General features: G+C 55.4%; 7 protein-coding genes. All 7 read right to left on the bottom strand.

Features of this window, described 5'->3' with window-relative positions:
• Nucleotides 1-32 precede the first annotated feature (32 nt).
• Complete coding sequence (locus tag IG627_RS20790; RefSeq protein WP_319024460.1) at nucleotides 33-8,915, bottom strand: calcium-binding protein; 8,883 nt, start codon at nucleotides 8,913-8,915, stop codon at nucleotides 33-35.
• A 638-nt stretch (nucleotides 8,916-9,553) separates the two neighbouring features.
• Entirely contained in the window at nucleotides 9,554-10,183 is a 630-nt protein-coding gene (locus tag IG627_RS01080; RefSeq protein WP_193189296.1) for a hypothetical protein, read from the bottom strand.
• Nucleotides 10,184-10,623: 440 nt separating this feature from the next.
• Entirely contained in the window at nucleotides 10,624-11,535 is a 912-nt protein-coding gene (locus tag IG627_RS01075; protein WP_193189295.1) for a hypothetical protein, read from the bottom strand.
• A gap of 337 nt (nucleotides 11,536-11,872) precedes the next feature.
• Nucleotides 11,873-12,409, bottom strand: coding sequence for a hypothetical protein (locus tag IG627_RS01070; RefSeq protein WP_193189294.1), 537 nt, complete (start codon nucleotides 12,407-12,409; stop codon nucleotides 11,873-11,875).
• A gap of 210 nt (nucleotides 12,410-12,619) precedes the next feature.
• Nucleotides 12,620-13,990, bottom strand: coding sequence for an HlyD family type I secretion periplasmic adaptor subunit (locus IG627_RS01065; protein WP_319024459.1), 1,371 nt, complete (start codon nucleotides 13,988-13,990; stop codon nucleotides 12,620-12,622).
• On the bottom strand, nucleotides 13,987-16,170 hold the full coding sequence (locus tag IG627_RS01060) for a type I secretion system permease/ATPase (RefSeq protein WP_193189293.1): 2,184 nt from the start codon (nucleotides 16,168-16,170) through the stop codon (nucleotides 13,987-13,989). The genes IG627_RS01065 and IG627_RS01060 overlap by 4 nt, the downstream gene beginning before the upstream one ends.
• A 236-nt stretch (nucleotides 16,171-16,406) precedes the next feature.
• Nucleotides 16,407-18,917 (bottom strand): glycoside hydrolase family 3 protein, encoded by a 2,511-nt coding sequence (locus IG627_RS01055; RefSeq protein ID WP_226864583.1) that lies wholly within the window; start codon nucleotides 18,915-18,917, stop codon nucleotides 16,407-16,409.
• Between the last annotated feature and the right edge of the window lie 186 nt (nucleotides 18,918-19,103).

Raw genomic sequence — 19,103 nt, 5'->3', positions numbered from 1 at the left:
AAAACTAGAATTCCGGGCCGGGGTCTTACCGCTTAGGCGCTGGCCTGCCAGGCAGCCGTAATAGCCGCATTCACCTGACTCTGCTCTTCCGAAGTCAAGTTGACCTCACCGCCGGCGGGCGCGCCGAACGCGGCCATCGCCGTTACCAGCTGCTCGATCTCACTGGCGGTAATCACCGAGTCATCGGTGCGCACGGCATCCAGCTGGTTGGCGGCGTCCAGATACCAATCCTGCACCCGCACCTGATCCTCGGTGCCGAGCAGGTCCACGACCAGATCGTCGCCATCGCGGTGGAACCACAGTTCCGACTCTTCGATACCATCGGCCAACTGCAACTCATCGTTACCCGCCAAGCTGGAGAAGTTGTTGATGGTATCGACGCCTCCTCCGGCGGCGATGTGGTAGGTATCGTCACCCTCACCGCCGATCAGGTAGTCGTCGCCGAGGCTTCCATGCAGCTGGTCGTTACCCGCACCGGCATCGATGAAATCGGCATCGGACGATGCGAGTAAAATCTCATCTGCCGCGTCACCGACAGTCACAGTACCGAAAGCGCGCTCATCCGGAAGCCCCTGGTATTCCGGCGAACCCTGGGGATCCGGGTTGCTCAAACCGAAGGCCCCAAAGATCTGGCCGGCCGTCAGTTCACCGCCGGACGAGAACTCGATGCGATCAATGGCGTGATCGCCGCCCTTGAAAAAGTCGCGCAGGGTTACCTGGTCGCTGCCACCGCTTACCTGCAACACCAGGTTGTCACCGGACTTCAACAGGCCGCTGGCCACATCACTGAAGCCGATACCTTCAAAGCGCAGCACATCCAGGCCTCCGCCGGTATTGTCGACCACATCCTGGCCGTCTCCCGCATTGAAGAAATAGGTGTCATCACCGCGTCCGCCAATCAGCAGATCGTCGCCGCTGCCGCCGGTCAGCCTGTCGGCGCCGTTGCCACCCTCTAGGCGGTCGCTTCCTGCGGCGCCGCGCAACTGGTCGTTACCATTGAAGCCCCGGATCAGGTCGGCATCCGAGCCACCGTCCAGGGCTGCATCGTCTCCGGTGCTGCCATCCAGGGTCTGTGCGTAGCCTTCCTGCGGCGTCGGCATCGGCAGGCCGAAGGCGCCGAATATCTGCTCCGCGGTCAGCTGGCCACCACTTTCGAACTCAATGGTCTCCACCAATGCGCCTCCGCCGAGGAAGAAGTCCGTCAGTGTTACCTGGTCGGGGCCGCCGTCCACCCGCAACACCAGGTCGTCGCTGGACTTGAGCAGCCCGGAAGCCACCTGGTTGAAGGTAATGCCGGCAGAGAACCTCAGCGTATCCGCCCCTGCCGACTCATCAATCAGGTCCTGCCCACCGGTAAAGACGTATACGTCGTCGCCCTCACCGCCGAGCAGACGGTCGTTGCCAGCGCCGCCGGACAAGGTATCGTTGCCGGAACCTGCCACCAAGGTTTCACTGGCGGCCGTACCGTTAATGACATCGTCTCCGCCCAGACCGGGTTCCGGTGACGGCTCATTGTCGCCGCCATTTCCACCGTCGCCTTCGTCCGGATCGGTTTCACCGCCGCCGTTGTCACCGCCATTGCCATCGGGCAGCGGCGTCAGCAATCCGTCCAGTTCGGAAGCCATAATCGCGTTGCCGCCGTCTGTGGGCTGGATATAGCTGATGGCGTAATCGCCGCCGAGGAAGTGGTCCGTGACCCGCACCTGCTGCTGCAGGTCGCCGTCGACCAGTACCACCAGATCGTCACCGTCGCGGTGGTAGCTGAGGCGGGAGCGCTCCAGGCCGTCGAGGAAGAAGACGCCATCGGTGCCGCCGCCGCTGTTGTCGATCACATCAACGCCGTGACCGGCCTTGTAGTAGTAGCTGTCGTCACCGGTACCCCCGGCCAGTTGATCGTCGCCGTCCTCACCGACCAGGATATCGTTGCCGGCGCCGCCGACAATCACGTCGTTGCCGGTGCCGACACCGCCACCGTTGCCGCCGTAAAGCTGGTCGTTGCCGTCACCACCCTCGATGCGGTCGTCGCCGCCCATGGCAAAGACGGTATCGTCGCCCCCGAGGCCCTGCACCAGATCCTTGCCGCCACTGCCCACCAGCTGTTCGCCAGCGGCGGTACCTTCGACCACGCTGTCGTAGTCACCGGTCTGCCCGCCACCGACACGCTGGTTGATCTGCGCAGTGGAAATCATGAAACCGCCGTCCGGCTGCACCCAGTCGATGGCAGTCTCGCCGCCGAGGAAATGATCGCGGACGCGCACGCTGTCGACGCTGCCGTCGTCGATCAGGACCAGCAGGTCGTCGCCGTCTCGGGTAAAGGTCAGGCGTTCTTCGGACAGGCCGCCGGTGAAGAGGATACCGTCGACACCACCGTCGCCGTTGAGGATCACATCGTGGCCATTACCGGCACCGAAGACATATTTATCATCGCCGGCACCGCCGGACAGTTGGTCGTCACCGCCATTACCGCTGAGCTGATCGTTGCCACTTCCGCCGAGCAGTGTGTCGTTGCCGGCACCCGCCTCGAAATAGTCATCGTCGGCGCCGCCATCCAGGTAATCGTCTCCGTCACCGCCGAACAACTTGTCTGCACCCTCCTGGCCGAACAGCTGATCGGCCCCGGTGCCACCCTGGAGGCTGTCACCGCCCAGGCCACCCTCGATGTGATCGTCGCCACTGCGCCCCACCAGGTTGTCGACACCGTCGCCGCCGAACAGGCGATCGTCGCCCTCTTCGCCGTCCAGGTAGTCGTTCCCGGCTTCGCCGTGGATTTCGTCGTTGCCGGTGCGACCCCAGACTTGGTCGTCGCCGGCACCCGCACGGATTTCCTCGTGCAAATCGCGGTAGCCCAGCAGGGTGTCCGCCCCATCGGTTCCCAGGGTCACTGTGCGCGCTTCCACATCCGTGTCGGTGAGCACAGTGCCGCCGGCAAACTCGAAGCGGTTTACCTTGTAGTGATCGGTCGGCTCCTGGAACCAATTGCGGATGGTGATCGCATCGGTGCCGTTGCTGTGTTGCACCTGCAGGTCGTCACCGGTGCGAACAAACTGCAGGTCCTCGGCATCGATGCCGGCGCCGAACTGCAGGGTATCCGCGGACGGATCGACATTGCTGTAAGCCTCACCGTCGCGGCGCTCGATCAGCGTGTCGCGGCCGTCGCCGAGATTGAACTGGTAAATATCGTCGCCGAAGGAGCCGTACAGGGTGTCGTCGCCGGTGCCGCCGGCGAGGGTGCTGGCGCTGCCGGACCAGGGATCGATATCGGCAATCAGAGTGTCGTCACCGGCCCCGCCCAGCAGGGTGGCAGAACCCAGACCGCGCAGTTCGTCATTGTCCGCACCACCGGCCAGGGTTCCGGTGCCCTCCAACAAGTCCGCGCCGGCGTCGCCATACAGCTGGCCCGAACCATAGAGTTCGTCGTCGCCATCGCCACCGTGCAGCGAGTCCTCGCCACTATCGCCGTAGAGCTTGTCGTTGCCGGCGTCGCCGTGGAGGCTATCGTTGTCACTGCCGCCGCGCAGCAGATCATCACCTGTGCCCCCGGAAAGCGTGTCTGCGCCGCTGCCGCCGGATAGCTCGTCGTTATCCAGTCCGCCGTACAGCTGGTCGTCGCCACTATCCCCATGGAGGATATCGGCACCCGCTTGGCCGAACAGCTCGTCATCACCGCCACCGCCGTGCAAGGTATCGACACCGTCGCCACCCAGCAGATGGTCATTGCCGAGCTCGCCATACAGCACATCACTGCCCGCACCGCCGTCGACCCGGTCGCTACCGGCACCGGCATGTACGCTATCGTCTCCGCCGAGGGTTTCGATCACTTCGTCGGCACTGAAGCCCTGGATCACATCGCCGTCCGTACTGCCGGCAATGGCTCTGTCCATCAATGCGGCGAAATCCCAGGTGACGCCGTCGCTAAAGGAGACGGATTCAAAACTGGTATCGGCTGCGCTCAACTCCTCACCCTGGTACTGGCTGGAAAGGATCAATTTGTCCGCAGTGCCCGGCAGGCTGATCACCAGGTTCGCGCCCTCGCGGCGTACGCGCACCTCGCTGGAGGCGATATCAGTGAACTCCACCCGATCCGCACCGCCGGTATCAGCAAGCGTGTCCAGACCATCGCCGCGGGTGAAGCGGTAAATATCATCACCGGAGCCGCCGGACAGCTCGTCGCTGCCTGTGCCACCCACAAGGATGTCGTTGCCCTCACCGCCGTACAGCCGGTCATCACCGGCACCACCGGACAGGCTGTCGTTGCCTGCGTGGGCTTGCAGCACATCGGCGCCGCCATGACCTTCCAGCACATCGTCCGTGCTGTAGCCGATCAGGTTGTCGTCGCTGTCGGCGCCGATCAGCGCCATATCCAGCAGGGCTTCCCGATCCCAGACAGTACCGTCGTCGAAGCGGACCTCGTCGATGGCATAGCTGCTGGCCCCCTCTTCGCGGAAAAAGTTGTGCACCAGCACCTGGTCCCCGGAGCCGTAATCCAGCAACAGGTTGTCGCCCGAGCGGGAGACGGAAACGGATTCCGGTGATACATCTGCAGTAAATACCACAGTGTCTGTTCCATCAGTATCACTATTATTGATCTGATCTGTTCCATCAGTATCACTATTATTGATCTGATCTGTTCCATCAGTATCACTATTATTGATCTGATCTGTTCCATCAGTATCACTATTATTGATCTGATCTGTTCCATCAGTATCACTATTATTGATCTGATCTGTTCCATCAGTATCACTATTATTGATCTGATCTGTTCCATCAGTATCACTATTATTGATCTGATCTTTTCCATCACCACTGCTAAACTGATAGAGATCACTTCCCTCACCACCAGTCAAGACATCATCACCGACACCGCCTATCAGGAGATCGTCACCCTTACCACCGATGAGGCGGTCATTACCTATATTTCCACTAAGTTCATCGTCTCCATCATAGCCATCTATGATGTCATCACCCGTCAAGCCATCTACTATATTGGAGTTGACGTTACCAAAAATGTAATCTGCATTTTCAGTACCCTCTAGCATCTTGCTATTTATTTCCTCAGCAGAAACATCCCAAGACGTGCCGTAGAGTGCCTGATGGAATCCAATTTTCCTTCCGGCAATACCGCTATAATCGGGGAAGTAATCGCGGATGGTAATTTTGTCAGACTCACTTTGCTTAAAAAGCACATTGAGATCGAGGCCGTCCCGGCGGAAAACAACATCCTCAAGCTCAATATCGCTGACATAGATATAGATGGTGCCGCTATCGACAATAGTGTCCTGGCCATCACCCGCGGTGAAGTAGTACTTGTCGTCGCCAGCACCGCCCTCCAGGTAGTCATCGCCCAGCCCGCCCGACAACTGGTCGTCGCCATCGTTGCCGTAGAGAGAGTCGTTACCCTCCTGGCCAAACAAACGATCGCTGTCCTTGCCGCCATTCAGTGTGTCGTCACCCAGGCCACCCTGCAGTTCGTCCTGACCTTCCTCGCCATATAGACGGTCCTCGCCGTCCTGACCGAGGATTATGTCGTCGCCCTGCTGGCCATGGAGATTGTCATTCCCCCCCAGGCCGGTGAGCACATCGTTGGTGGAAAATCCGTAAATGGTATCGCTTTCTTCCGTGGGCTGAATGGCGCGCTCCTTCAGCGCCGCCAGGTCCAGTTCAGTGCCGTCATCGAAGCGGATATGGCTCAGGGCGTATTCGCCAAGCCCGTCCTCTTCAAAGTAGCGCTGGACAGTTACCCGGTCCTGCATATTCTGGTGATAGAGCACCAGGTCGTCGCCACTGCGGCGCACCCAGAGGTCATCCGAAGTGATATCCGGTCCAAACTGCAGGGTATTGATATCGGCCCCACTCTGGTTCCGATCCAGGATGGTGTCGATACCATCGCCGAGGCTGAAGATATAAGTATCGCTTCCCTGTTCACCGTACAGGGTGTCGTTGCCTTTACCGCCTGACAGAAAATCGTTGCCATCGCCGCCATAAATACGATCTTCGCCATCACCGGCGTCGATCGTATCGTTGCCTGCCTGGCCTTCTATAAAATCGTTTCCGGCCAGACCTGTAAGCTGGTCATCCGTTGCATCATAACCCCAGATTTCATCGGCGCCCTCTGTGGGTATAAGCACCTTCTCCTTGACAGTATCGATATCCCAAACGGTGCCATCGGCAAACTCGATAGCATCAATTGCCTGGCCGCTGGTGGCATCATCACGGAAATAATTGGAGACCCGAACAGATTGGCCACCACTGTCGATTTCGATCAGAAGATCCCAACCGCGACGGAGCAGTACGGTATTCTCCGGCAGGATATTTTCTCCCAGGCGCAGCCTGTCATTGTCGTCTGCACTGGAGATCTCCTGGATGGTGTCATGGCCATCGCCGCTGGCGATATCGTAGACGTCATTGCCGGCACCTCCCATCAGGGAATCATTACCGGTGCCACCGCTGAGAAGATCATCCCCGGCATCGCCGCGCAGGGAATCCCGGCCTTCGCCCCCGATCAGTTGGTCGTTTCCATCGCCGCCGTAGATCGCATCGTTGCCCGCACCGCCATCCAAAACATCGGCGCCCGCCTGTCCGCGTAATTGGTCACTACCGCCGAGGCCTTGCAGGTTATCGTCTGTGGCATCGTAACCCCATATTTCGTCGGCGCCTTCGGTGGGAACCAGTACTTTTTGTTTGACGGTATCGATATCCCAGACAGTGCCATCAGAAAACTCGATGGCATCCACCGCTTGGCCGCTAGTCGCGTCGTCACGGAAATAGTTGGAAACTCGAACGGACTGCTCGCCAGTATCAATTTCGATCAGAAGATCCCAACCGCGGCGAAGTAGTACCGTATTTTCCGGCAGAATGTTTTCCCCCAGACGCAACCTGTCATTATCTTCTGCGTTGGAGACCTCCCAGATGGTGTCGTGGCCGTCGCCGCTGACAATATCGTAGATATCGTTGCCGCCCCCACCTCTCAGGGAGTCATTACCGGCACCACCATTGAGAACATCATCTCCGGCATCACCATACAGGTAATCCCGGCCTTCGCCGCCGCTCAGGTCATCGTTGCCCTCGCCACCGTAGATCGTATCGTTACCGGTGCCACCATCCAATGTGTCGGCGCCTGCTTGACCACGCAGTTGGTCATTACCGCCGAGCCCTTCCAAGTTGTCATCGGTGGCATCATAGCCCCAGATCTCATCAGAGCCTTCAGTGGGGGTGAGCACTTTTTGCTTGACAGTATCAACATCCCAGGCGGTGCCATCGACGAACTCGATGGTATTCAGGGCGTAACCACCGGCGCCGTCGCTGTTGAAGTAGTTCGAGACGGTAATCACCTCACCGGTTGCACCGATGGTCAGTAAAAGGTTGTTACTGTTACGCGTGGCTACGACGTCACTCGCCTCTACTCCTTCCAGGAAGCGCAGAACATCGCTGCGCTCCGCACCCTTGTCGTAGTTGTACACAGTGGTGTTGCCGTCTCCGGCACCGAACAAGTAAGTGTCGCTGCCGGCACCACCCGACAGATAGTCATTCACGCCCGTACCACCGCGCAGAGTATCGTCGCCGTCACCACCGTACAGCCGATCGCGGCCATCGCCGCCATCGAGGATATCACTGCCCGCCTCCCCATAGAGGTAATCGTCGTCGCCATTGCCATACAATGCATCATCGCCGGAACGCCCGTACAGGCGGTCGTTGCCGTCGAAACCGACGATTACGTCCTCGGGCTCACCACCATAGATAATATCGGCACCGGAGGACCCAATGCTGGAGTCGATATCCAAGTATTCAAATACCGGATTCTCGAAAGCCGGCAGCAATGACTCGATATCACCGTATGAGGAGACGATACGGCCAATTGCATCCGAGAGCTCAGGGCGAGCGGACGGATCTATCTCCACTAATGCGGTCAGCTTCAGCCACTGTTTGGCTATCACCTCCTCGTCACCCAACGCAGCGGCGATATCGGCCAGCGCATCGTCGAGTACTGGAGCGCCAATATCGGTACTGGTAGTGAGCAAGTCGGTGGCCGAATCGTAAGACAATCCGGGGGCGATATCCGCCAGTAAGCCACTGGCCACCGAGAGCTTCACCAGTAGATTTCGGGACAGCTCATTGTAGGCCTGGCGATAATACCCCCCGGTGGTGACAAGTTTTCCATCTTCGCGCCACTGCCCATCACCCAACAGCAATGCATCCAAGCCGGCGTACTGCTTGATTATTCCCAATTGCTCCAAGGTAAAGGATTCACCTGCCAAGCGGAAATCGACGAGGCCTGTTTCGGAATTGACGTTGAGCCGATGATTGGGGTCTATATCGTCGATGGCAATACCTTCGACGCCCGCCCATTTGACGAGCAAGCCTTCAAAGCCAGCCAGCAATGATTCTGCGGTCGGCGCACTAAGCAGGCTGAGCGCATAGTCTTTCAAGTCGCTGTCAAGACTCATGGCCTGATGCAAGTTGGGCATCTGTCCATATCCCTTGATATCGGAAACCGCCAATACATCGGGGTCCAGGGTTACCTCACCAACAAAGTGTGTGAAGGTGGGATCGGATGCGAACAGAACGTCGGCGGCAATGCCTGACGTCTCGGCCGCTACTCCCTGTGAACCATCGGACCAGGTAAAAGTACCTTGCCGTGCAATTTGTGCATCCGCACCAGCCTGCTCATCGACCTCCGCATAAGCCAAGCTAATTTTGGCTATCCCCAGATCTGTCAGTGACTGAAGCTCGTCAGATTGGCTTACACCATCACCATTGACATCCTGCCAGATCTGTAGCTCGGCAAAGCGCTCGTCATTCGCGTCGATCATGCCATCGGCATTGCTATCCAGATCGGAAAGCTCTTCGTAACCGGTGCGCTCGGGGCTGCCAAACAGCTCACTGATGTCGTTGATGGTGCCATCTGCATTGCGATCCAAGGCCAGGAAGCCATCATCACCATTCAGCCATGAGGTGCGTGTTGCGAAACCATCACCATTAAGATCGAAATAGGCATCACTTTCAGCTAATGATGACAACTCTATTCCATCCCCATCTAAATCCAAAACTAAAGGATCTCTGGGAATACCACGATTAGATCCACCACTGCCAGCTTCGGCTGAATCTCCAGCAGCTCCACCAGCACCTCCATTAGCGTCATTTTCATTTAACTCTCTAAGCCTGTCTTCAACACTACCCGGCGTCTCTAAACCATCCAAGTCATTTATCCCAGCCTGCTGCAATAAATGATCAGACATCGTAACGCAATTATGCTCTCCATCTTCCCTTTCCGGAAATAAATCATAAGTAGGCGGATTATCTCTCAGGCGATCACCTTCCTTTCTAATTGCGTCATATTGATCTTTCGTGATTTCTTGAGTTCTGTCCTCACTTATTCTGTCTGGATTCTCCTGATCAGCCCAATCCCCGTTACCATTAAAAGTGTCACTTCCACTCTCTGGGCCATAACTATAAGTAGTAGTATCCCCTGTCTCATGATTTGTTACCTCAATCCATGTATGAACAAAGCCCTGACCATCAGTCAAACTGGAGTCAGTGTAAGTGGTTACTGAATAGCTCATTGCTTACATCCTTTTTTTACAAAAACAATAGATACCACTGTTAATAGCACACCCAAAATAACAGGAAGACCATAGAGAAAACTTATGTACCAACCTGAAAAGTAAAACCCCAAACCAAGCACTCCCGATAGAACTGGAGATCCACTTAAAAAATCACACCCATATTTTTTTACCACTGGAACCATTTCAACGGATAAATCCACAAAAGCTGCCGAGCTTAATCTAATTTCCATGGCACAGTCCGAAGCAGACACATCTTTCAACAAGGGTATGTAGACAGCGCGACTCGATAAGGCATAGTCGCCATTTAGCCTGCGCATTTCATCATTGATGACAACCCCATTACAAACCAGCTTTGTGGCCACACTCCCCCTATCCTTTCTACCCACCCGAAGCTCACTAGGGGCATCAGGTACTTTTAAATATACATCCTCATCCTGCAGCGAAACCTCACGAACATCGAAGACCTTAACGCCAGATAAAACCCCCTCCGAGAAATTGTCTAGGGGTTCGTATGACTTATAAAAGCATTTAGAGCCTATAAAATAAAAGACACCAATGAGTAAATGAAACAACAAAGAAAAATAAATGGAAAACTTACATAAGCACCAAAATGACTTTCCCATAAAATTCTTCCTCAACATATCCAAATAGAAAATTCACAACAAAATACAGATCACATAGATCATGAAATACGAGAATCATATTCATATGTAAATATCGTCAATTCTACGATCAGAAACCTAATCAATCAGCGCTCTGATCGGCTACTGTCACCCCATCTTCATATTTTAACTTCAGCCCGCTGATGACCCTTGCCAGAAAATCAATGACCATAATTTTATCAGTTTATCTTCCGTGCGAACTCCGAGCCTGAAATGTATATGCAGCATGCCGTCTTTCGACGGCTGCTTATTTAACGTTCTGATCTGCGCCGTATCGTTCCGAGTATCGAGTCAACCAGAGTCGCGATCCAGATCGCTCTGTCAGTGTTTTTCCCGGAAACCTTTGAACATTACCCTGGCCGCCTTGACCATCTAAAACACTCATTGATTCGCTCCTTGATTTACTGCTTGATAGGTTTTAATTCAAAAAAAGAACCTGTATTTCCACCACCACTAAGATACATGGTATTACTTGAATAATCGTACTCATTCTGAACAAAGAACGGCCTTACTGCAGGATCCTTACCAAACTTATTTTCATAGTATGTTTTTAACTCAAACAGGCCATTCAAAGTAAAAGTATTTGCATCGAGAGCTGCAACTGTATCCGATGTCACAACAAGCAAAACATCATTCGTTGCGTAGACGCTTCCTAACTTTCCTGTTACATCCACCTCAAATTCTTGAACAACATTTTCGTCAATAACACAGGAGCTACCTGACTGGGAAACCATAAGAAACTTATTTAATGTAGCTTCATAAGAAACCATCCTAAACTGAGTTCCTTTGGGCATATTGCACGAATCAATAAAAGTCTCTTCGCCCGTGCGAAAATCTATAAAAACAAGGCTCTCAGCATCTTTAATAAGTGCCCCACTAACCTTGTTTGATATCGCAACGGATTCAACATCTATTAAGTCAGCCGAAAAGAGATGCTCCTTTACTCTATTCAAATCAGAGTCGTAAACCTCTATGCTCTTTTCGTTAAGCACGGCAAAATGTGTTCTCTCCCTATCAACTGCTAGCAGCCCCTCACGAACAGAATGCGACTTCTTTGGCCCTGCTAACAGATCACCTTCAACACTATAAATTGATACCAGGAGCTCCTCTAAACCGTCTCCGCTTTTAACTGCTTGAAGCAGACGATAATCGCCAAAGCCCCCTTTCAAAAAATACTCATCTGTAAATTTCCCTCTATGGCAGCAGATTGATCCAATGCGTTTATAGGGTTGTCTAGAGTAAATTCCTATTTGGGCGCTACCTTTGGTTAAATAATAAACCGCATCGTGTGAGTATACGGAGTCATTCTCCATACGATCTCGTACCGTATTCACAGAGAATCTCAAATCTTTAGCAACACAATCCCACCCGAGCACGCAAAGAAAAAGTATAAAATAAGGCCTGCATGAACCAATTGAAGACCTATTCATCACCAACTCCAAAAAACAGTATATTTTTCATCAGCCTTAAAACCCATAAAAACAAAGAGGCCAAAACAACCTACTTAACACAGCGATGCCAATACTGTTGAAGTCAACACCATCCCCTCAGCGCCTAAAAGCTCTATTGACACCATACCCTCCATGATTAAAAGTAGAGTATATTATTGTTATCTAATGACTCTTGACTATCGGACATATAAACCTCCATTTAATATGTGTTTTTATACTTAAAATACGCGAACTTTGCAGCACCAGCAGAAAACCAGCTAACAAGCGATACCGGAAAAATGAAGAGGGTGTAATAAAGCACTGGATTTTCAAATGAATACCTGAAAAACCCAGCCCTTCTATCGCTTAACGATTCAACACTTATAAACCAAGAACCAACAAAGATAAGGGCTAAAAAAATTACTGACAAAACTAACTTAACAACAAATTTTCCACTTGACCTATACAACCAGCCTCTAAACCCTGAAGGAACCACCCTCCACCAATAAAGCATAGATACAGGAATTGATATCAGACTAAAAAAGAACAAGAAAAAAAACTCAAATTTATAAGGAGAAAAATCAATAACGTTTACATATAAAGGAAACCTTACAAAGACCTTCGCCCAAAATTCAGACAGAGCATCATCTAGAGAAAATGCCATCAGCAATAGATAGAATAGAAAGCTTATAAAAACTGGAATCAAACAGCCGAAAACCACATATTTACTTTCTATCTCTTCATTTCCACCCAACACCAAACTCCCCTTATAATATTTTAATCATTGATATTTCGGTCGCTCACGCTTTCCCAATTTACATTAACCGAACATCTTGAGTCAGAAGAACACAAACGCAATCCACTTGAAATAGTGACCAACTGATACCGTCCGAGACTCCCTCAATCAAAGAAAATCGTTTCCACTATCCAGATCCAAGCTTTTCAACTTCCATAAGCGCTTATTTTTTTATCTCTCTCTAAGGCTATCCTCTTTGTGTCGCAGCAAAGGCGATAGGAAAAACTCGATTATCCGCCTCTGCCCGGTTTTCACTTCAGCCATTACCGACATGCCCGGCGATAGTCGGGCATGCTTTCCCGCCACCGCAAGACCATCCTGTTTTAACCTCAGCCGCGCCTTATATATAAGTCCGAGCTCCTCATCCTGCAGGGCATCATCGGACAGGTTGATAAGCTCCGCGTCAATTACTCCGTATTTGGTAAAGTTGAAAGTATCGATCTTGACTTCCGCCGCCTGGCCTTCCTGCACAAACCCGATATCCTTGTTTAGGATAAAGGCTTCCACCTCCATTTCACTCTGCTCGGGCACAATCAGCATCAGCTCCTGGGCCGGTGTAACCACACCGCCAATGGTGTGCACAGCCAACTGCTGCACAGAGCCATTTATAGGCGCCTTGATGTGATATTGCTTGCTGCGTTGTTCGGCCTTAATCTTTTCTTCCAGCAAGGACGCCTCCCGAGTTTGGGCCTCCTGCAGCTGTTGCAGAGTGCTTTTGTACTGCTGGTGAATTAGCGCATCCTGCTGCGCCCGGTTGGCCTCGAGGGAGGCTTCGAGCTGCTGCAGCTGTGCCCGCTGTATACCAATATCCTGCTCCACTTCAATCTGACTTTGCTTGACCTCCAGATACTCCATGCGCGGGCCGAGCTTTTTTCGCTGCATCAGCTCGTAGGCGCTCACCCGTTCATTCAATACCTCCAACAAACGCTGGCTCTTGGTTACCTCGGCCTCCGTCATCCGGTATTCGGCCTGCATGCGCGCGGCTTCCCGCTCCATTGCGTTCAGGTTGGCAACAATCTCCGCGGCCTCCTGTCGCAGCAGTGCCCGGTATTTTGGGAGAAAGGGAACGAATTCAGGGATGTCAGTGTCCAGGACCGGAAATTGCAGTCGCCCCCCCTCAAACCAGTCGGCGAGTGCCTGCAGTCGGTAGCGCTCTAGCGACGTATCGCGCCACTCCTGACTCAGGCGGCGCACATCGGCTTCGGTAATGGCGGTATCCAGGGTGATCAGCGGATCTCCGGAGGCAACCCGCTGCCCCTCGCGCACGTGGATTGCCGCTACCGCAGCGGTTTCCAGCGGCTGTATGGTCTTTACCCGCTCGCTGGGAATCACCTTGCCCTGGGCGGTGGCAACGATATCGATGCGGCCGAAGCAGGCCCACAACAGGGCAATCACAAACAGCGCCACAATCGCCCACAGGAATGCTCGCCCCAGGGGCGAGGGCGGTGTCTGCTCGATTTCTATCGCGGCGGGGCGGAAGCTGTGGATATCCCTGTCGGTCAGTAACGCCTGTTTTTCCGCACCCAAAGACGGTAGCTTCACGACTGCTGCCTCCCCGCACCGCTATCGATGGATACCGCCTTCAAGACCGGCGTGTGATTCTGGTAGCTGTGCAACCGCGCGTAATAACCTTCCTGCTCCAGCAACTGGTCGTGGGGACCACTCTCGACAATCCGGCCCTTGTCCACCACCAGTATGCGATCCGCGTGGCGCACGGTGGAGAGGCGGTGGGCGATAATGAATACCGTGCGGTCCCGACATATATGCCGCATGTTCTCCTGGATAATACGCTCCGACTCATAGTCCAGGGCGCTGGTGGCCTCGTCGAAGATCAGGATGCGCGGGTTGCTGATCAGGGCGCGGGCAATCGCTATGCGCTGTCGCTGGCCGCCGGACAGTGAGGCGCCCTGCTCACCCACCAGCGTGTCATAACCTTCGGACAGCTCGACGATAAAGTCGTGGGCACCGGCGAGCTTGGCAGCTTGCACCACCCGCTCCATTGGCAGGCTGGGATCGACCAGGGCGATATTGTCCTTGACCGATCGATTGAACAGACGGTTTTCCTGTAACACCACACCCACCTGGCGGCGCAGCCAGGCGGGCTCCATCTGCGCCAGATCTATACCGTCCACCAGCACGCGGCCGGATTCCGGCAGATAGAGGCGCTGGACCAGCTTGGTCAGGGTGCTCTTTCCCGATCCGGAGCGGCCGACAATGCCCACCACTTCCCCCGGTTTCACTTCCAGCGAGAGCTGGCGCAGGATATGGGGCTGGTCCGGCCCGTAGCGGAAGGAGACATTGTCGAAAGTTACCCTTCCCTGAACCCGCGGCAGTGTGGTGCGGTTGGGGTTGTGACCGGGTTCGGTCGGGGTATTGAGAATATCCCCCAGCCGCTCTATGGAGATTCCCGCCTGCTGGAAGTCCTGCCAGAGCTGCACCAGCTTGAGGATGGGGGCGCTGACTCGCCCGGCAATCATATTGAAGGCAATCAGCTGGCCGATACTCAGGTCATTGCGCATCACCAGGGTCGCCCCCACCCACAGGATCAGCACTGTGACCACTTTATTGATCAGCTGCGATACCTGGCCCGCGATATTGCCCAGGTTGTTGGCCTTGAAGGAAGCGGCCACATAGCCCGCCAGGTTCTCTTCCCAGCGGCGTTGCATCTGTGGCTCCACCGCCATGGCTTTTACCGTCTCGATACCGGAGATAGACTCGGTAAGAAAGGCCTGGTTTTCCGCTCCGCGCTGGAATTTTTCGTCCAGCCGGCGGCGCAGTATGGGCGTGATGTAGACCGACAGCGCAACATAGAAGGGGATAGAACCCAAAACAATCCAGGTCAGTGTCGGACTGTAAAAGTACATCACCGCAAAGAACACGATGGTAAAGAACAGGTCGATCACCAGGGTGAGCGCCGAACTAGTGATAAAACTTCGAATAGTGTCCAGCTCGCGCACGCGCGCGACCGTATTGCCCACTTGGCGGGAGAGGAAATAGGCAACGGGCAGATGAGTCAGGTGGTGATAGAGCTTGGCCCCCAGGGTGACATCCACCCTGTTGGTAGTGTGGGTAAACAGATAGTTGCGCAATCCGTTCAGCAGTACATCGAAAACAGAGATCACGATAAGACCGAATGCCAGTACATCGAGGGTAGTCAGCCCCTTGTGTACCAGTACCTTGTCGATCATTACCTGGAAGAACAGCGGCGTAATCAATGCAAACAGCTGGATAAAAAAGGAGGCCAGGATGACATCCCGCAGCAGGTGTTTGTACTTCAAGATGGCGGGAATAAACCAGCTGATATCGAACTTTCCGCTCATTCCCGGCAGCAGAGAGCGTTTTGCGACCAGCACCAGACGGCCATTCCATTGGGAGAGGAATGCCTCTTTCAATAGAGTTTCCGGGCTGCCGCCGGAGGGGCGCTGGATCAGAACCTTATCCCCGGACACTCGCGCGAGGACAACATAGGATCCATCGTTCAACTCGACGATTGCCGGCTGAGCGAGGTCGGATAATTTATCCCAGGAAGAAGAAAAGCTGCGGGCTTTGAGCTGAAGACGTCGCGCCGCACGTACAATTTCGGATTCGCCGAATTTCTGCCCACCAATGCCGTAATGGTGACGCAGCTGTTCCGGGTCGGCCGCAACCTGGTGAAATCGTGCCAGGAAAATAAGCGCAGCAAGGCCAGAGTCCAAATTCCCGTTGGACTGGGTAGAATCCATTCTTTTTACTACTTATTAGAACTACATTTTTTTCAGGAGGCGGCGACCTTATCAGGGCCGCAAAAACGAATCAACTAGCAACCATCCCATGTAAAAGAATTTTGTGATTAATGTAACATCGTTGAAAGACCGCTCCCGCGAAGTGGTTACGCAAGAGCGGCAAGCAACCAAATAGTGACTCAGCATTCACGCCTTCCCAGTGTTCGATGGCTGGCCGCTCAATAAAAAATTAGTAATTATCCGCAGTGGATATCTGCCTCCACGCCGCTGGCCACGCGGATACTGTTCAGGGAAATATCCATCGCACCATCGGTCACCAGATAGAAGGGCGACAGCAACATATCCAGCTGCGCACCGCCATCCACCAGGCACTGCAGGGCCACAGAAACGGTGCGCCACTGGGCCGATTCCGAGTCCCGCAGCAGATCTGAAATCGGCTGTTCCGCAGTGCAACCGGTACCGCAGTTCATGCCCAGGCGCACGTCGGCGCTCGGCGCGCGGTCGACTTTTACATCAAATACCAGCGCGCCGCCTGCCTCGAGATAGGCGGACAGGTCCGTTCTCCGATTGGCAAAGAAACCGACGCTGGCCACACCGCTGCCATCCCAGGTCAGGCGGCGGCTGTCCTCCTGCACATTGCGGTCCACCGCCTGCACACGTATGCCTTCCAGTTCGGTAACGCTGCTGTCCACTGAGCGACGCTTGTTGCCGATATCGGTGACCTGCAGGCTCCAGGGTTCCATCGGCCGGCCCTCGAAGACCTTCAGTTCAGAGGCCAGTTGCCGCTCACCCAGGCCGCTGTCTTCCGGCAGCAGCCCGGCCAGGTCTTCCGTGTCGTAGTCCAGGCCGAAATCGAAAGCGTACTGAACACCGCTGTCTTCCGGCGCGGCGGTCTGGGGCCAGGTAAACGGCAGGCGTCCGGTGAAATCGTAATTCACCGAACCGTCCGCCTTGCGGAAGATCACATCGGCCACACCAGCGCCCTCGCTGCCCGGCTGCCAGATTACCGCGAAGGCATCCGAGGCATTGATCTCGCGATTTACCCACAGCGGGCGGCCGGTGATGAACAGGGAGGCCACCGGAATATTCTGCGCCCGCAGTTTTTTCAGCAGCGCCAGGTCCCGCTCGGAGTATTTGTAGGACAAATTGGGAATATCTCCCTGCATCTCCGCGTAGGGATTCTCGCCGAACACCACTAGCGCCACATCCGGCTTTGTCGCGAAGCTGCCGTCCTCGCTCAGAATCGCCTCGCCGCCGGCGGACTCGACGGCGTCGACAATACCGCGATAGATCGAAGTGGCCCCGGGGAAATCGCTGTTGCGGTTGCCGGTGCCCTGCCAGCTGATGGTCCAGCCACCGGCCTGCTTGCCGATATTGTCGGCACCGTCGCCGGCTACCAGCACCCGCTGGTTACGCGCCAGGGGCAGCAAATGGTCGCGGTTTTTCAGCAGCACCAGGGATTCGCGCACCGCGCGGCGGGCTATGGCCCTGTGCTCGGGTGCACCGACGATAGCACTGTCGCCCGCCAGTGGGCGTGTGGACGGCGCCCTCTTGTCGAACATGCCCGCGCGTATTTTCACCCGCAGTATGCGCCGCACCGCGTCGTCGAGGCGCGCCCCGGGGATTCTACCGTCTTGTACCTGTCTCAGGGTGTTGGCGTAGAGCTGTTTCCAGTCGCCCTCCGCTGCCATAAACATATCCAGGCCGGCATTGATCGCCTGGGGGCAGCTCACCACGCTGCAGCCGTCGACAAAGGCGTGGCCATTCCAGTCGCCGATCACAAAGCCGTCGAAACCCATGCGCTCCTTCAGCACATCGGTGAGCAGGTATTTGTGGCCGTGCAGTTTTCTGCCCTGCCAACTGCTGAAGGAGGCCATCACCGTCTGCGCGCCGCGCTCCAGTGCGGTGAAATAGCCGGGGGCGTGGATTGCCAGCAGTTCCTCCTCGCTGATCAGCACATCGCCGCGGTCTATACCGTCGCGGGTGCCGCCGTCGGCGATAAAGTGCTTGGCGGTGGCGATCACCTGCGCGCTGCCGAGAAAACCCTCGCCCTCGGGATCGCCCTGCAGTCCTTCCACCAGCGGGCCGCCGTAGCTGGCGACTATGGACGGGTCCTCGGAGAAAGACTCATAGGTACGACCCCAGCGGTCGTCCTGCACCACCGCCAGGGTCGGTGCAAAGGCCCAGTCGATACCGGTGGCGGCGACTTCCCGCGCGGTGGCCGCACCGATTTCGCGCATCAGCTGCGGATTCCTGGCGGCGCCCAGGGCAATATTGTGGGGGAACAGGGTCGCGCCGATCACGTTGTTGTGCCCGTGCACCGCGTCCGTGCCCCAGATGACGGGAATGGCCACGCCGCCGTCGGCGGTGTCGGTGGAGGCGCGATAGAACTCATCCGCCAGCGCCACCCAGTCATCCAGGCGCGCGTACTTGTCATTGTCGGGAAAGCTGCCGCCGCCGTTCAGTACCGATCCCAGGTGGTAGTCGCGCACATCCTGCGGGGTGACCTGCTTCAGCTCGGCCTGGATTATCTGCCCCACCTTCTCGGCATCGCTCATACGCGCGAGCAGCGCCTCGACCTTTTTCTCCAGCTGCTCGTCGCGGGCAACCCGGCTCGCGATTCGCGGCCACTGTGCGCTCGTCTCGGTTTGGATTTCGGACACGGTCGCGTTCGCGGTTTTTTCGCCGCAGCCGGCCAGCCCCAGAATTGCGCCGGTAATCGTACCCAGCAGTAGATGCCTCTTCATCGCCATAGACTCCTGTTATTTTTTTCACCTCTGTCACAGGCGTTGTACCCCTGCCAGTCCGGGCCAGTCGTCCCACTTTGACGACTGACGCCAAGGTGGCGCATTTCACCTTGCCGCGCCGGAAAAAATGCAAAGTGGGACTCGCAGTACCCGCCTCGCAGACAAAAAAAGCCCGCGATATCGCGG

Source organism: Microbulbifer taiwanensis (assembly GCF_014904815.1).
Taxonomy (GTDB): domain Bacteria; phylum Pseudomonadota; class Gammaproteobacteria; order Pseudomonadales; family Cellvibrionaceae; genus Microbulbifer; species Microbulbifer taiwanensis.
The sequence above is the reverse complement of the archived record's forward strand: the minus strand, read 5'-3'. Positions and strand labels throughout refer to the sequence as shown.

Bases quoted from the DNA above. Each gene is read 5' to 3' on its own strand.
- IG627_RS01055 (WP_226864583.1), bottom strand. From the start codon at position 18,917: ATGAAGAGGCATCTACTGCTGGGTACGATTACCGGCGCAATTCTGGGG.
- IG627_RS01080 (WP_193189296.1), bottom strand. From the start codon at position 10,183: ATGGGAAAGTCATTTTGGTGCTTATGTAAGTTTTCCATTTATTTTTCT.
- IG627_RS01075 (WP_193189295.1), bottom strand. From the start codon at position 11,535: ATGGAGAATGACTCCGTATACTCACACGATGCGGTTTATTATTTAACC.
- IG627_RS01060 (WP_193189293.1), bottom strand. From the start codon at position 16,170: ATGGATTCTACCCAGTCCAACGGGAATTTGGACTCTGGCCTTGCTGCG.